Annotated in this window: 13 protein-coding genes; 9 read left to right on the plus strand and 4 right to left on the minus strand. The window is 64.7% G+C overall.

Going from position 1 to position 14,289, the window contains the following annotated elements:
- Nucleotides 1-10: 10 nt before the first annotated feature.
- Nucleotides 11-685, minus strand: coding sequence for a CoA transferase subunit B (locus QFZ23_RS03935; RefSeq protein ID WP_306920627.1), 675 nt, complete (start codon nucleotides 683-685; stop codon nucleotides 11-13).
- A 60-nt stretch (nucleotides 686-745) separates the two neighbouring features.
- Entirely contained in the window at nucleotides 746-1,462 is a 717-nt protein-coding gene (locus QFZ23_RS03940; RefSeq protein ID WP_306920628.1) for a CoA transferase subunit A, read from the minus strand.
- A 175-nt stretch (nucleotides 1,463-1,637) separates the two neighbouring features.
- On the opposite strand from QFZ23_RS03940, the gene QFZ23_RS03945 reads away from it, so the two are divergent.
- From QFZ23_RS03945 to QFZ23_RS03955, 3 genes are all read left to right on the plus strand, one after another.
- On the plus strand, nucleotides 1,638-2,420 hold the full coding sequence (locus QFZ23_RS03945; RefSeq protein WP_306920629.1) for an IclR family transcriptional regulator: 783 nt from the start codon (nucleotides 1,638-1,640) through the stop codon (nucleotides 2,418-2,420).
- 357 nt (nucleotides 2,421-2,777) lie between these two features.
- The gene (locus tag QFZ23_RS03950) at nucleotides 2,778-3,734 is read left to right on the plus strand and encodes a cupredoxin domain-containing protein (RefSeq protein ID WP_306920630.1); all 957 of its coding nucleotides are present in this window, start codon (nucleotides 2,778-2,780) and stop codon (nucleotides 3,732-3,734) included.
- Between the two features lie 96 nt (nucleotides 3,735-3,830).
- On the plus strand, nucleotides 3,831-4,745 hold the full coding sequence (locus QFZ23_RS03955; RefSeq protein ID WP_306920631.1) for an NADP-dependent oxidoreductase: 915 nt from the start codon (nucleotides 3,831-3,833) through the stop codon (nucleotides 4,743-4,745).
- A gap of 22 nt (nucleotides 4,746-4,767) precedes the next feature.
- Here the strand turns inward: QFZ23_RS03955 and nadE are convergent, their stop codons facing one another.
- A complete protein-coding gene (gene nadE, locus QFZ23_RS03960; RefSeq protein WP_306920632.1) occupies nucleotides 4,768-5,622 on the minus strand; it encodes an ammonia-dependent NAD(+) synthetase in 855 nt (284 codons plus the stop codon).
- A 58-nt stretch (nucleotides 5,623-5,680) separates the two neighbouring features.
- On the minus strand, nucleotides 5,681-6,703 hold the full coding sequence (locus QFZ23_RS03965) for a LacI family DNA-binding transcriptional regulator (protein ID WP_306920633.1): 1,023 nt from the start codon (nucleotides 6,701-6,703) through the stop codon (nucleotides 5,681-5,683).
- A gap of 199 nt (nucleotides 6,704-6,902) precedes the next feature.
- Here QFZ23_RS03965 and QFZ23_RS03970 point away from each other — a divergent pair, with 199 nt between their 5' ends.
- The 6 genes from QFZ23_RS03970 to QFZ23_RS03995 all read left to right on the plus strand — a co-directional run bounded on the left by QFZ23_RS03970 (nucleotide 6,903) and on the right by QFZ23_RS03995 (nucleotide 14,271).
- The gene (locus tag QFZ23_RS03970; RefSeq protein ID WP_306920634.1) at nucleotides 6,903-7,748 is read left to right on the plus strand and encodes a sugar phosphate isomerase/epimerase family protein; all 846 of its coding nucleotides are present in this window, start codon (nucleotides 6,903-6,905) and stop codon (nucleotides 7,746-7,748) included.
- A 57-nt stretch (nucleotides 7,749-7,805) separates the two neighbouring features.
- A complete protein-coding gene (locus QFZ23_RS03975) occupies nucleotides 7,806-8,813 on the plus strand; it encodes a Gfo/Idh/MocA family protein (protein ID WP_306920635.1) in 1,008 nt (335 codons plus the stop codon).
- 246 nt (nucleotides 8,814-9,059) lie between these two features.
- Entirely contained in the window at nucleotides 9,060-10,589 is a 1,530-nt protein-coding gene (locus QFZ23_RS03980) for an ABC transporter substrate-binding protein (RefSeq protein ID WP_306920636.1), read from the plus strand.
- A gap of 6 nt (nucleotides 10,590-10,595) precedes the next feature.
- Nucleotides 10,596-11,537: an ABC transporter permease gene (locus tag QFZ23_RS03985; RefSeq protein WP_306920637.1), complete on the plus strand. Its 942-nt coding sequence runs from the start codon at nucleotides 10,596-10,598 to the stop codon at nucleotides 11,535-11,537.
- Entirely contained in the window at nucleotides 11,534-13,399 is a 1,866-nt protein-coding gene (locus QFZ23_RS03990; protein ID WP_306920638.1) for a dipeptide/oligopeptide/nickel ABC transporter permease/ATP-binding protein, read from the plus strand. Before QFZ23_RS03985 ends, QFZ23_RS03990 begins: the two co-directional genes overlap by 4 nt.
- Entirely contained in the window at nucleotides 13,396-14,271 is an 876-nt protein-coding gene (locus QFZ23_RS03995; RefSeq protein WP_306920639.1) for an ATP-binding cassette domain-containing protein, read from the plus strand. The genes QFZ23_RS03990 and QFZ23_RS03995 overlap by 4 nt, the downstream gene beginning before the upstream one ends.
- Nucleotides 14,272-14,289: the final 18 nt, after the last annotated feature.

Here is a 14,289-nt window from a genome sequence, read left to right on the forward strand (position 1 = left end):
ACCGGCAGCGTTAAAGCCGGGCCGGATCGGCGAGCTCCGCCGCAACCGTAAACTCCGCCTCCGTCTTCTCCCGGATTTCCTCTACGGTGACACCGGGGGCGAGGCTGGTGAGCGTGAGTTGCCGGCCGCCGTCGTCGGTCTTGTGGAGGTCGAAGACGGCGAGGTCGCTGATGATGCGGTCCACGACGCCGACGCCGGTCAGGGGCAGGGTGCAGTCGGTGACGATCTTGGTTGCGCCGTCTTTGGCGTTGTGTTCGGTGAGGACCATGACGCGCGGTGTGCCGGCGACGAGGTCCATGGCGCCGCCCATGCCCTTGACCATCTTGCCCGGGATGGTCCAGTTGGCGAGGTCGCCGTTGCCGGAGACCTGCATGGCGCCGAGGATGGCGACTTTGACGTGCCCGCCGCGGATCATGCCGAAGGAGGTTGCGGAGTCGAAGATGCTGCCGCCGGGCAGGACCGTGACGGTTTGCTTGCCGGCGTTGATTAGGTCGGCGTCCTCCTCGCCCTCGTAGGGGAACGGGCCCATGCCGAGCAGTCCGTTCTCGCTCTGCAGGGCGACGCGGACGCCCTCGGGCAGGTTGTTGGCCACGAGCGTGGGGATGCCGATGCCGAGGTTGACGTAGTCGCCGTCGTTCAGTTCTTCGGCGGCGATCGCAGCCATTTCATTCCGGGTCCAGGCCACGGGGTCTCCTTGGGGTTTGGAAGTCAGGTCAAAATGGGGGCTTAAGTGTTCGTTCGCGCTTTAGACGCTGATCCGATCGGCGGCAGGGCGGACTGTTCGCTGTTCGATGTCCTTGACCCTGTTGCTCACTTGGACCAGGTGCTGGACGTAGACGCCGGGCGTGACGATGTGGTTCGGATCCAGGGCGCCCGGTTCGACGATGACCTCCGCTTCGGCGACGGTGACGGCGCCTGCGGTGGCGACCACCGGGTTGAAGTTCCGGGCGGTGTAGCGGTAGATCAGGTTGCCGTCCGTGTCGGCGGTGTGGGCGTGGACAAGTGCGACGTCGGCCCGGATGGCGCGCTCCCGGACGTACGTTTCGCCGTCGAACTCGGCCAGCGGCTTGCCCTCGGCCACCAGGGTCCCAACCCCGGTTTTGGTGTAGAACGCGGGGATGCCGGCGCCGCCGGCGCGCAGCCGCTCGGCCAGGGTGCCCTGCGGGGTGAACTCCACCTCCAGGTCCCCGGCGAGGTACTGCTCGGCGAACAGCTTGTTCTCACCGACGTAGGACGCGATAACCTTGCGGACCTGGCCAGCCTCGATCAGGATGCCCAGGCCCCTGCCGTCAACGCCCATGTTGTTGGACACCACGGTCAGATCCCTGACACCGGAACCGCGCACGGCCTCGATCAGGTCGGCCGGAATACCGCTCAGCCCGAACCCGCCCACGGCAAGGGTGATCCCGTCCCGGAGAACATCGTTCAGGGCCTTGGCCGCGCTGGATTTCAGTTTGGACATCGCATCTCCTCGTTGAGCGGTCTGGCAGTCCACTTTATGGACGCATGTTCTAACTGTGGAGCGTATGCTCGCCGCTGAAGCAGTGTCAAGGGCCCGTAGTTCAAGGGGGATCGCGCTATTACACTGTGGACGATAGGCTGGATTATGTCCACACTATGGATACTAAGGAGGAATCGTGAACCAGGCACCGGTCCAGGGCGCGCAGGTCGTCAGCCGCATTGCAGGGCTGCTGCGAATCGTGGGACGCAAGCCGGAAGGAAGCCCGCTCGTGGAGCTGGTGCGGGACTCGGGGCTGACCCGTCCAACCGTGCACCGCCTGCTCACGTCACTCGCGGCCGAGGGCCTCCTGGACCATGACCCCCTGAGCGGAAACTGGGTGCTCGGCCCCGAGGCCCTGCTGATGGGATCGGTGGCGGCCGCGCGCTTTCCGTTGGAGGACCTGGCGAGGCCCAGCCTGCGACGGCTTGCCGAGGAGACCGGTGAGAGCGCCTTCTTCTCGATCCGGCGGGGCGCCGAGACCGTATGCCTTCTGCGGGAGGAGGGCAGCTTCCCCGTCCGCTCCTTCGTGCTTCACGAGGGTGTCCGGTTTCCGCTGGGAGTAGCATCGGCAGGAACGGCGATCATGGCGTTCCTGCCCGAAACGGAACAGGAACAGATCCTGGGCGACTGGGCTGCCCACGCCGGCAAATACGCCGACGGCCACCCGGAAAACGTGGTCCGGGACAACCTGCACCAGACCCGCCGGCGGGGCTACTCGGTGAACCCTGGACTGGTGCTGGAGGGAAGCTGGGGGATGGGCGCGGCCGTCTTCGACCAGGCCGGCCGTCCGTCCTGGGCGCTGTCCCTGACCGGGATCGAACCACGCTTCCGTGATGACCGACGCGAACTGCTGGGGCGGCTTCTGCTGGAGGAAGCCCACCGGCTCACCGTCCGGCTCCAGAGGCGCAGCCGCAACTGAACATTCCTGGCACCTCGACAAACACATTGACGCGGAGCACGATAGGAACTGTATCTGTAGTATCTGGCCAGCCGGCTTCGGCCGCATGCCGGCCACGAATCAGGGCTCTGACGGCTCAACAGAACCACAACCTATCCCTTCGAGAACCGGAAAGTCCCGTGTTGTCGCCTAGTCCGGTGGCGGGTCCGGTTCCGGGGCCTCTTTCCTTCGCTCGGCTGGGCGGCAAGGAAACCAGCAGGGTCCCGATGGCCCCCCGTGCCGCTCTGGCATCGGTCCGGCGCCGCAGTCTGCGGGTCGGCACCTTCCCGGTCGGCCGCACAGCGGCCGCCAACGCCCAGCGTAAAAGGAATGAGTCGCATGACTCTCAAGCCAACAAACCACCAAAGGCCGCACCTGCTGCGCCTTCTCCTCGCCTTTTTGGCGGCCATGCTCCTGCCGCTCTCCCTCAGCAGCGCCACCATTGCCGACGACGAGGACTCACCGAAGACCTGGAGTGTCCAGGTCGGCTCGGAGTCCTCAGATCAGGCCATCCAGGGCATGTTCTTCCTTCCGTCGAACATCTATATCAACGCCGGAGACAGCATCCAGTGGGTGGCAAACTCCGCAGAAATCCACACCGTCACATTCCTGGCCAAAGGCCAGCCGCTCAAGCCGTTCAACCCTTTTGATCCGAAGCAACTGGGCCGGCAGGGCGGCACAACGTATGACGGCCACTCGTACTACAACTCCGGAATCATGGCCAATGTCTCCAACACCGGCTTCAAAGCGGTGGAGCATTACACCCTGAGGTTCACGCACGCCGGCAACTTCACGTACTACTGCGTCGTTCATGGCAAGGCGATGAAGGGTGCTGTCCACGTGCGGGCTGCCGGAACCGAGTACCCGTTCACCCAGTCGCAGTACGACCGCCAGACCAAGAAGGAGGAACGGAAGATCGTGCGGGACGGCGAGAAGCAATGGGAGGCTGCCCGCAAGCAGGCCAGCAACCACAAGGTGATCGCCGGAACGGACAACGAAACCGCCATGCTGATGCGGTTCGTCCACCACGAGATTGTCGTCCACCTCGGTGACACTGTGACCTTCGCGAACACCGGGATGGGTGCGCCGCACACTGTAACGTTCGGCCGCGAGCCAGCGAACATATTCGCCCCAGTGGGAAGTCCCAAGAACTTTAGGGGCGGGGACCTCAGCTCCGGCCTGATGGAACCAGGCGCCAAGTTCACCGTGACGTTCAACAAGGTCGGCGAGTTCGATTACATCTGCGCGCTCCACGACTACATGGGCATGGTGGGGGAGGTGGAAGTTCTGCCCTGACCGGATTCGATGAGGCGATCTGGCTCCTTGTAGTGCCTGAACCGTCCTGCCTACGCTTTCACTACAGCGCAGGACAGCACCGAAGGAGCCAGAGTCATGAGCACACGGGTCTACTTTGAGGAATACGGCGATCCGCAGGTCCTGAAGGTGGGCACGGAGAAGCTGGCCGATCCGGGTGACGCCCTGGTGCGGGTGGAATTCCGGGCGGTCAGTGTAAACCCCGCGGACTGGAAGCTCGTGGCGGGCTACCTGAAAAAGTGGGTTCCCCTGGACTTTCCGGCGGTGCCCGGCAGCGAGGCGGCCGGCGTCGTGACCGCCGTCGGACCCGCATTCGAGGGGTTTGCGGTGGGTGACGAGGTCATGTGGAACGGATGGCTGGGCGGCTACCGGACTGAAACCGTGGTGCCGGCGGACCAGCTGACCCCCTTGCCGGCGGGTGTGGACTTCGAGCAGGCTGCCTGCATCCCGGTGGCAGGAGGCACGGCGTACTCGGCCCTGAAGCAGCTCGCCGTGGGAGCCGGGGACACCGTGCTAATCCATGGCGCCGCCGGCGGGGTTGGCTCGGCCGCGGTCCAGATCGCGCAGGCCTTCGGTGCCCGGGTGATCGGCACCGCGTCGGAGGCCAACCAGGAGTACCTTGGCGAGCTTGGCGCCGAACCCGTGACGTACGGCCCAGGTCTCGCCGACCGGGTCCGGGCGTTGGCCGAGGACGCCGGAACGGTCACGGCAGTCCTGGACACCGTGGGGAGCGAGGACTCGCTGGCAGCAACAGCCGAGCTGTTCCCGGCCGCCGGCCGGGCGGTGACCACCGTTCCGGGCGAGCAGTCATCCACGGCCGGGCTGGTCGCCGTTCAGCAGCTGGATGGCCGGGTGGCCGAAGTGGGGACGCTCGCCGCCGAAGGACAGATCACCTTCACTATCGCGCACCGGATGCCGCTGATCGAGGCCGCCGACGCACTCGAAATCAGCCGCAGTGGCCATGGCCGCGGGAAGATCCTGCTGCTGCCCTAGGTGCGCTGCCCAGCTAAACGGCTTAGAGTCCTGCCCTGGCCTCTTCCGGACCCTCGTGCTTCCACCAGGTGTCGAAGATGCTGACCGGAACAGTGCGCTTGTGCCGGGTCCGCAGGTATTTCTGTTCGATCAGCTCCGCTGCGCTGTCGCCCACGTCGCGGCCCTCGAGGTAGTCGTCGATCTGGTCGTAGCTCAGGCCCAGTTCGTCCTCGTCAGTGCGGCCGGGCCTGTCGTCCAGGAGGTCGGCCGTGGGCACCTTCTTCCACACCCGCTCCGGGGCGCCCAGATGCTCCAGCAGGGCACGGTTCTGCCGCTTATTCAGGCCGAACAGCGGCAGGATGTCGGCCCCGCCGTCGCCGTACTTGGTGAAGAACCCGGTGACGGATTCGGCGCCGTGGTCGGTGCCGATGACGAGGTAGTTGTGTTCCCCGGCCAGGGCGTACTGAGCGATCATGCGCGTGCGTGCCTTGGTGTTGCCCTTGTGGAAGTCAGAGATCCCGTTGCCGACCGTCTTTTCGAACTCGTCCTCGAAGCCGTCGACGGCGGCGGAAATGTTGAAGGTCCATTCCTTGGAGGCCTTGATGAAATCCAGGGCCACCCGCGCGTCCTCCTCGTCGTGCTGGACGCCGTAGGGAAGGCGGACCGCCACGAACTGCGCGTCCGTACCCTCTGACTGCAGCTCTTCGACGGCGAGCTGCGCGAGGCGCCCCGCGAGCGACGAGTCGAGGCCGCCGGAGATGCCCAGCACAAAGCCCTTGGTGCCGGTGGCCCTGAGGTACTCCTTGAGGAAAGTGACGCGTTTGCGCACCTCCTCTGCGGGATCGATCTGGGGCTGGACGCCCATTTCTTCGATGATCTTGGCTTGGAGTGTGCGCATGGGAAACAGCCTAGTCAGCGGAATCCGCAAGGCTCAACTGTTTCCGCCTGAGTCCCGGCTAGCGTGCAGCCGGTGCTGGGCCGGTGGAGCCCCGGACCGTCAGATGTGTCGGCATGACGGAGCGGCTTCGCGTGATGCCTCCAGCGAGCGGGTTCAGCTGGGCCAGCAGCATGGACACCGCGACGCGGCCAGCCTGTTCGATCGGGGAGGCCATGGTGGACAGCGGCGGGTTGCAGAAATCGGCGCCGAAGATGTCGTCACAGCCCACGATGCTCATGTCCTGCGGCACCCTGAGACCGCGTTCGCGGAGGCGCTGGAGCATTCCGATGGCGATGAGGTCGTTGAAGGCGATGCAGGCCGTGACGCCGCTGTGCACGGCCGCGTCGGCGGCCGCGGCACCGGATTGCGTCTTCGGGGCGAAGGGACCCAGCCTGCGCACCTCCACGCCGCGCTCTTCCGCCGCATCGGACAGCGTGGCCCACCGCCGGGTGCTGGACTGGGAGGTTGCCGGGCCGGCGATGTATGCCACCCGGGAGTGGCCCAGCGAGATGAGGTGGTCGAGAGCCTGGCTGGTGGCGGCAGGCGTGTCGATGATGACCGCGGGGACACCGGAAACGTCACGGTTGATCGTGACCATGGGCATCCGGGCGGCGGCAGCGGCGAGGGTATCGTCATTGAGTCGGGAGGCTGCCACGATCACGCCGTCGGCGCTCTTGCGCAGCTGCTCCAAAGTGCTGGCCTCAACCTCGTCCGATTCCTCGGTGTCCACCAGAAGCTGGGTGTACCCGGCCGCCTTGAGCTGGAGCTGAGTACCCCTGATGAGGTCGAAATAGAACGGGTTGGTGATGTCCGGAACCATGACGCCCACGGCGCCGGTGCGGCCGGAACTGAGCGCCTTCGCCTGCGAATTCGGTGTGTAGTTGAGTTCGACGGCGGCCGCCTGGATCCGCTGCCGGGTGCGGACATTGACGCGGTCCGGGTTGGTCAGGGCCCGTGACACTGTTGACGCGGCGACGCCGCACAAGGCGGCGATGTCATGGATGGTGGCAGGCCGGCCTGCTGCCACTGGTTGCATCGCCATGGGCGTTCCTTTCTGAACGTCAGATCTTCGGCTGTGACCGCTGCCACAGCTTGGAACAAGGATTGCATGTTTGCCATTTTATGGCAATCGGTTGTCAATCAGATGCCATGCTGGCTAGACTCAGGGGCAAGACATTCCTGTGAACTGCATCACCGCGCCTGCTCGGTATGGAATGTGCCGGGACTACCAAGGAGATTTCATGACTCAACCCAATGCCGTGTGGAGCCTGTCCGGTTTCGGCGACGAAGTAGACCCTGATCCGGCCATCCAGGCCGCGGTGTTGCTGGCCCTCGGTGCCAGCCACATCGAAGTCCGCAGTGCGTGGGGCACCAACGTGTCCGAGCTCGAGCAGGATGCCGTGGAGCGGCTCAAGACGATCCTGGATGAGAAGGGCCTCAAGGTCTCCGCCGTCGCCAGCCCCGTCGGCAAGGTTGACGTGAGCCTGCCCCTTGAACATGAGGTCACGCGGCTCCGCCAGATCATTTCGGTAGCTAAGGGCTTGGACACCAAATATGTCCGCATCTTCTCCTTCTACCGTGCGGAGGGGCAGGGCCAGGAAGATGTCCGAGATGCCGTGATGGAACGCATGGCGGCCCTGGCAGAGGAGGCCACGGCCTCGGGCATCGTCCTGCTCCATGAAAACGAAAAGGGCATTTACGGCGATACCCCGGAGCGCGTCCTGGACATCATGCAGACCGTCGACTCGCCGGCCCTGCGCGTCGCGTGGGATAACGCCAACTTCGTACAGGTGGGCGTCAAGCCCTACACCGAGGGCTACGCCATGCTGCGTCCCTACCTTGAGTACTTCCAAGTCAAGGACGCCATCGCCACTACCGGTGAAGTGGTTCCCGCCGGCGAGGGCGACGGCGAACTGGATGCCACCATCGCCGCACTCAAGGACGACGGTTTCGCCGGCTTCGCGTCGCTGGAGCCGCACCTGGCCAGCGCCCACGAGCTCGGCGGATTCTCCGGGCCGGTGGCCTTCGGAATCGCGGCCCGCGCCCTTGCCGGCCTGGCCGCGAAGAACGGCGTGACCCTGGCCTGACGGCCCGCCGCATTAGCAACACCGGTTCAGCCACGCAATCCGTCGAAGGAGCTTCGCATGATTACAACCGCCGTCATCGGTTGCGGTGACGTTTCGAGCGTCCATTTCGGTGCGCTCGCAACCATGGGCGACGCCCGCTTGGTGGCGGTCTGCGACACCGACCCCGGACGGTTGGAGGTGGTGACAGCTGCCTACGGCGTACCCGGCTACGCGAACCACCTGGATCTGCTCGAGAAGGTGCGTCCCGACGTCGTGCATATCTGCACGCCGCACCACCTTCACGCGCCGCTGGCGGCGGACTGCCTGGAGCGAGGCGTCAACGTGATCGTCGAGAAGCCGCTCGCGCACACGCTCGAAGAGGGGCGGCGGCTGATCGAGGCGGCAGGGCGGAGTCCGGCCAAGATCGCGGTCTGCTTTCAGAACCGCTACAACGCGACGTCGCAAGCCATGCGCAAAATGCTCGACGACGGCGGGCTGGGGCAGGTGCTCGGCGCCTCGGCCACCGTGATGTGGCACCGGTCCGGCGACTACTACCGCGACCGCCCGTGGCGTGGCACCTGGGCTGAAGGCGGCGGCGGCCTGATGATGAACCAGGCCATCCACACAGTTGACCTGCTGCAGTGGCTGGTGGGCGATGTAGCCAAAGTGGAAGGTCGGGCGTCAACGCGCTCGCTGTCCGGTGTGATCGAGGTGGAGGACACGGCCGAATTCGTCGCCGAGCATGAAAGCGGTGCCCGGAGCGTCTTCTACGGGACGCTGGCCAACGCCGTCAATGCCCCAGTAACGCTGGACATCGTAATGGAGGAGGCGACGCTCAGCCTGCGCGGCGACCTCACGGTTAGCTACGCCGACGGCTCGGTGGAGATCATCCGCGAGCGGGTGCTCGAAACCGGGGGACGCTCCTACTGGGGTGTCTCCCATGAGCTGCTCATCAAGGATTTCTACGCCAAGCTGGGCGACCCTGCACCGTTCTGGATCAACCCGGCGGAAGCAGGAAAGTCGCTCCGGATCGTCAAGGAGATCTACGCCCAGAGTTACCCGGAGCTGTCCCAGCGCGTGGGCTGAGCCTTCCGGGGCAGAGCCCCGATTTCGGCCGGAAACCCAGTCAGGTTTCCGGCCGTTCTCATGAGCCGACCCACTGGTTCAGGCCGTTAAAGGGACATCGTGGCAACAACTTCAGAAACTTTTGACAATCGGTTGCCAGAAGCGCTCAAAGTCCGTACTGTAAATCCCACACCCAGAAACATGTGGTGCACACCACACCTCTTTGTTCTGGTTCACATCAGGCAAAAGACTCAATAGGAGCCCACAATGAAGTTAGGTCCCAAGGCGGCAGCAGCCGCGCTTGTATTCAGTGCCTCGCTGGCGCTCACCGCATGTGGCGGAGGGGCCGGTGCTGGCTCAAACGGCGGCGGCAATGCCTCCACGGCGCTGACCCTGGGCACCCTCCGGGACATCACTTCCTGGGATCCCGCCCAGGCCCACGTCGGCCATGCCCTGCAGCCGTACCAAGCAGCGTACGACACCCTGATCCTGCGCGAACCGGACGGCAAGCTCAGCCCCATGCTGGCCACGAAGTGGAAGTACAACGCCACCAACACGAAGCTCACCGTGGACCTCCGGACCGACGTCACGTTCAGCGACGGCGCCAAGTTCGACGCCGAGGCAGCCAAGGCCAACCTCGACCACTTCAAGAAGGCAAATGGTCCCCAGATGGCCCAGCTGGCTTCTGTGTCCGACGTTGCCGTGGTGGACGCGGACACCATCGACATCAACCTCAGTGCCACTGAGCCCGCCCTGGAATACTTCCTGAGCCAGGCAGCTGGCCTGATGGGAAGCCCCAAGGCTCTGGGCACCGACGCCATCAAGACCGTGCCAGTGGGCTCCGGCCCGTACGTGATGGACAAGGCAGCCTCCGTGAAAGACTCACAGACCGTCTTCACTGCCCGCGAGGGCTACTGGAACAAGGACCTCCAGAAGTACCGGAAGCTAACCCTCAAGATCCTTACCGATCCCACAGCCCGCACTAACGCTTTGGTTTCCGGCCAGATCGACGCCACCCTGCTGGATCCCAAGAACGGCAAGCAGGCCGAGGGCGCCAAGATGAAGCTCGAAACCAACCAGGTTGACTGGTCCGGCCTGCTCCTCCTGGACCGCGCCGGCGCCAAGAACCCCGCCCTGGCCAATGTCAAGGTCCGCCAGGCCATCAACTATGCGTTTGACCGCAAGACCATCCTGGACCAGGTCATGCTCGGCCAGGGCACTGCCACCTCGCAGCCTTTTGGCAAGGACAGCGGTGCATGGACAGAAGAACTGGAAAACTTCTACAGCTACGACCCCGCCAAGGCCAAAGCGCTGCTGAAGGAAGCCGGCTTCGAGAACGGCGTGACTCTGGACGTCCCCACCCTTCCGGGAGCTGAAACCCTGATTTCCGTCCTTCAGCAACAACTGGCGGACGTTGGCATCACCCTGAAGCCCGGCGCCGCGATCACCAACACCTTCACCGCAGACGTTGCAGCGAAGAAGTACACGGCTATGTTCTACAACCTCTTCCAGGGCGAGCCCACGGTTGCGATTGACCAGATCGTCTCCACCAAGGCCCTGTACAACCCGTTCAAGAACACCACCCCGGAGCTCGAGGCCAAGATCCAGGCTGTGCGCACGGGTGGCGATGATGCGGGCACGCTGGCCCGGGACGTCAACAAGTACGTGGTGGAACAGGCATGGTTCGCTCCACTGTTCCGCGTAAACCAGATGTACTACCACAACTCCAAGGTTGAGGTGACGCCGCAGGCGCAGCAGGCCGTTCCGTCCATCTACAACTACTCGCCTGCCAAGTAGGGCCCCATGATCAAGTTCATTGCGAAACGGCTGGGCAGCGGTCTGGTGGTGTTGTTCGTAGTCTCGGCGCTCACCTTCACCCTGCTGTACACATCCAGCGGCAGCATCGCCCGCAACATCCTGGGCGACCAGGCCACCCCCGAACAGGTGGCTTTGAAGGAACAGGAGCTGGGACTCGATCAGCCCCTCGTGACCCGTTACTTCGCCTGGTTGGGCGACGCCTTGAGCGGGAACCTGGGAACCTCCTGGTTCACGTCCGAGCCGGTGGCCAACTCCCTGGCCACCCGAATCCCGGTGACCATGACCATGGTTTTCGCCGCAATGATCCTGATCGCCATCTGCGCGGCGCTGATCGGCGTTGCTGCAGCCGTCAAGCGCGGCTGGGTGGACAGGGTGGTCCAAGTGGGTGCGATCGTTGGCGACTCCATCCCGGGTTACGTGATCGGTGTGTTCCTCGTGACCCTCCTGGCCATCCAGCTGGGCTTCTTCCCGGCCACCAGCACCATTTCTCCCGAGGTGGGTCCTGAGGCCTGGGTCTACTCCATGACCCTTCCGGTCATCGCCCTGCTGATCAACGGCGTGACCGGCGGAGCACAGCAGATCCGCAGCGCCGTGATCAAGCAACTCGAGCGGGACTACGTCCGGACGCTGCGCAGCCGAGGCATCGGAGAACGTGAAATCCTCTTCAAGCACGTGCTGCGCAGTGCCGCTCCGGCAGGTCTTACTGTTTTGAGCCTGCAGCTGATCGGCATGCTGGGTGGCGTGGTGATCATCGAGCAGATTTTCGCCCTTCCAGGAATGGGCCCGCTCGCCGTCACCGCCACCGGCCAAACGGACCTTCCCGTGGTCATGGGTGTGGTGATGTACACCGTGGTGGTGGTCATCGTGGTGAACCTCCTGGTGGACGTCCTCAATGGTTGGCTCAATCCGAAAGTGCGTGTGTCATGAGCGATTCCGTAGAAACAGCCGCAGTTGCCGCTCCCGGTCCTTCCACTTACACCGGCCAGAGCGGCACCGTGATCCGTTCCACCGTTCTGCGCCGCCTCCTCAGGAACCCCCTCGGCATCGCATCCTTGGTGATCCTGGGGAGCATCGCGTTGCTGGCCATCCTTGCCCCGGTCCTGGCACCCTTCGAGGAGAACTTTGCGAACATCACCAAGACCCTGGCGGCGCCCGACTCGGTGAACATCCTGGGAACGGACAGCGCCGGACGTGACAACTGGAGCCGCCTACTCTTCGGCGCGCAACTGACGCTCCTTTCCGCGCTGCTCTGCGCCGGGGTTGCCATCGCCATCGGGCTGCCGGCAGGCCTGATCGCCGGCTATTACGCCGGCAAGTTTGAGGCAGTTTCCAACTGGGTGGTCAGCATCCTCATGAGCCTGCCAGGCCTGATCGTGCTGCTCACCATCCGCGCGGCCTTCGGTCCTTCGGTGTGGATCTCCATGATCGCGTTCGGCGTCCTTATCAGCCCGTCCTACTTCCGACTGACCCGCACTGCGGTCCAGTCGGTGCGCAATGAGCTCTACGTCGATGCCGCACGTGTCTCCGGCCTATCGGACCTGAGCATCGTCGCCCGCCACATTTTCTCCGTGGTCCGTGCTCCGATAATCATCCAGACGGCGGCGATCGCCGGGGTGGCGATCGCCATCCAGTCCGGACTCGAGTTCCTGGGGCTCGGCGATCCCACCAAGGCCACGTGGGGCGTCATGCTCTCCGAAGGCTTCAAGAACGTCTATCTGACGCCAACACTGCTCTTGTGGCCGGCCCTCGCCATGGCGCTCACCATCGGCGGCCTCGTCCTCCTCGGCAACGCCATCCGCGATGCCCTGGAAGACGGCGAGAAGATCAAGCACCGCAAGAAAAGGGCCGCGTCTTCGGCCACGGGAGCGAGCCCGACGGCGGAAGCCGCCAAGGCGCGTCAGTCGCGTAAGTCCGTGGCCGCCGTCGACGCCGGCACCGAGCACCACCTCGTCAAGGTGACCAACCTCGGCGTCGGATATCCGCAGGCGGACGGTTCCCTCAAGAAGGTGGTGGACGATGTCTCATTCCACGTGGACCGGGGCGAGATCCTGGGCATCGTCGGTGAATCTGGCTCGGGCAAGTCGCAGACCGCGTTCTCCATCCTGGGCCTGCTGCCGGACAATGCCCGGATTGTGGGCGGCTCCATCCAGTTCGACGGCAACTACACCGTTGCTCCGGGCGAGGACCGGGTCAGCCAGGAACGTCTGTCCAAACTGCGCGGCAGGAGGATCTCCTACATCCCGCAGGAACCCATGAGCAACCTGGATCCGGCCTTCACCATCGGCTACCAGCTGGTCACGCCCATGGTGCGTGTTCTCGGAATCTCCAAGGCCGAGGCGACCGCCCGCGCTCTCAAGCTGCTCACTGACGTCGGAATCGTGAACCCGAAACGGACCTTTGACGCTTACCCGCACGAGGTCTCCGGTGGCATGGCCCAGCGCGTGCTGATAGCCGGCGCCATCAGCTGCGAACCCGACCTGGTGATCGCCGACGAGCCCACCACGGCCCTGGACGTCACCGTGCAGGCCGACGTGCTGGACCTCCTGCGCGAGCTGCAGCAGCGGCTGAACATCGGCATCATCCTGGTGACCCACAACTTCGGCGTGGTCGCGGACCTCTGCGACCGGGTAGCCGTCATGCAGAACGGGCGCCTCGTAGAGGAAGGGTCCGTCCGCGACATCCTCCGTAACCCGAAAGAGCAGTACACCCGGACGTTGCTGGGGTCCATGCTCGAAGGCAAAACCCCCATGTCCATGCTTGTATCCAGCCAGAAGGAGCCGGTCACATGAGCACCACGGAAAGCGCGCCGCTGCTGACGGTGGACAACCTGGTGGTCGAGTACCCCAGCAAGAAATTCCGGGCCAGGCCATTCCGGGCGCTGACGGACATCAGCATCTCCATCGGCCAGGGCGAGACCCTTGGTCTGGTGGGCGAATCCGGCTCCGGAAAGACAACCCTGGGCCGGGCTGTCCTGGGTCTCGCTCCGGTAACCGGCGGCAGGGTCATTTTCGAAGGCCAGGACATCAGCCATGCGACCCGCAAGCAGCGGCGGATCCTGAGCCGCGACCTGCAGGTGGTCTTCCAGGACCCCTACACCTCCCTGAACCCGGCCCTGGAGATCGGCGACATCCTGGCCGAACCCCTTGGGGTGCAGGGCATGGACCAGGCGGATGCCAGGAAACGCGTCAGGGAACTGCTTGACCAGGTGGGGCTGCCCTCGGACGCCATCCACCGCCTGCCGCGCGAATTCAGCGGCGGCCAGCGCCAGCGGGTCGCCATCGCCCGGGCCCTGGCACTCTCACCCAAGCTGATCGTCTGCGACGAACCCGTCAGCGCCCTGGACCTGTCCACGCAGGCGCGCGTTCTCGACCTGTTCCTGCAGATCCAGCGGGATACCGGCGTTTCGTACCTGTTCGTGTCCCATGACCTGGACGTGGTGCGGCACATCAGCCACCGCGTGGCAGTGATGTACCACGGTGAAATCGTCGAACAGGGGCCGGCCGAGACAGTTACCCGCGACCCTGAGCACCCCTACACGCAGCGGCTCCTGCTGGCATCCCCGGTGCCCGACCCGGACCGGCAGGAACAGCGCCGGGCGGACCGGCACAGGCTGCTTGAGATCCAGCGGCAGCAGAACGAACAGGCCGGTGTCCCCGCCTAGCGGCGGACGCCGGATTTA

Source organism: Arthrobacter globiformis, assembly GCF_030818015.1.
In the GTDB taxonomy this organism is placed as follows: Bacteria; Actinomycetota; Actinomycetes; order Actinomycetales; family Micrococcaceae; genus Arthrobacter; species Arthrobacter globiformis_C.

Coding starts and splice junctions, on each gene's coding strand:
- QFZ23_RS03940 (WP_306920628.1), bottom strand. CDS start 1,462: ATGTCCAAACTGAAATCCAGCGCGGCCAAGGCCCTGAACGATGTTCTC.
- QFZ23_RS03990 (WP_306920638.1), top strand. CDS start 11,534: ATGAGCGATTCCGTAGAAACAGCCGCAGTTGCCGCTCCCGGTCCTTCC.
- QFZ23_RS03995 (WP_306920639.1), top strand. CDS start 13,396: ATGAGCACCACGGAAAGCGCGCCGCTGCTGACGGTGGACAACCTGGTG.
- QFZ23_RS03965 (WP_306920633.1), bottom strand. CDS start 6,703: ATGGCGATGCAACCAGTGGCAGCAGGCCGGCCTGCCACCATCCATGAC.
- QFZ23_RS03950 (WP_306920630.1), top strand. CDS start 2,778: ATGACTCTCAAGCCAACAAACCACCAAAGGCCGCACCTGCTGCGCCTT.
- QFZ23_RS03955 (WP_306920631.1), top strand. CDS start 3,831: ATGAGCACACGGGTCTACTTTGAGGAATACGGCGATCCGCAGGTCCTG.
- QFZ23_RS03970 (WP_306920634.1), top strand. CDS start 6,903: ATGACTCAACCCAATGCCGTGTGGAGCCTGTCCGGTTTCGGCGACGAA.
- QFZ23_RS03975 (WP_306920635.1), top strand. CDS start 7,806: ATGATTACAACCGCCGTCATCGGTTGCGGTGACGTTTCGAGCGTCCAT.
- nadE (WP_306920632.1), bottom strand. CDS start 5,622: ATGCGCACACTCCAAGCCAAGATCATCGAAGAAATGGGCGTCCAGCCC.
- QFZ23_RS03985 (WP_306920637.1), top strand. CDS start 10,596: ATGATCAAGTTCATTGCGAAACGGCTGGGCAGCGGTCTGGTGGTGTTG.
- QFZ23_RS03980 (WP_306920636.1), top strand. CDS start 9,060: ATGAAGTTAGGTCCCAAGGCGGCAGCAGCCGCGCTTGTATTCAGTGCC.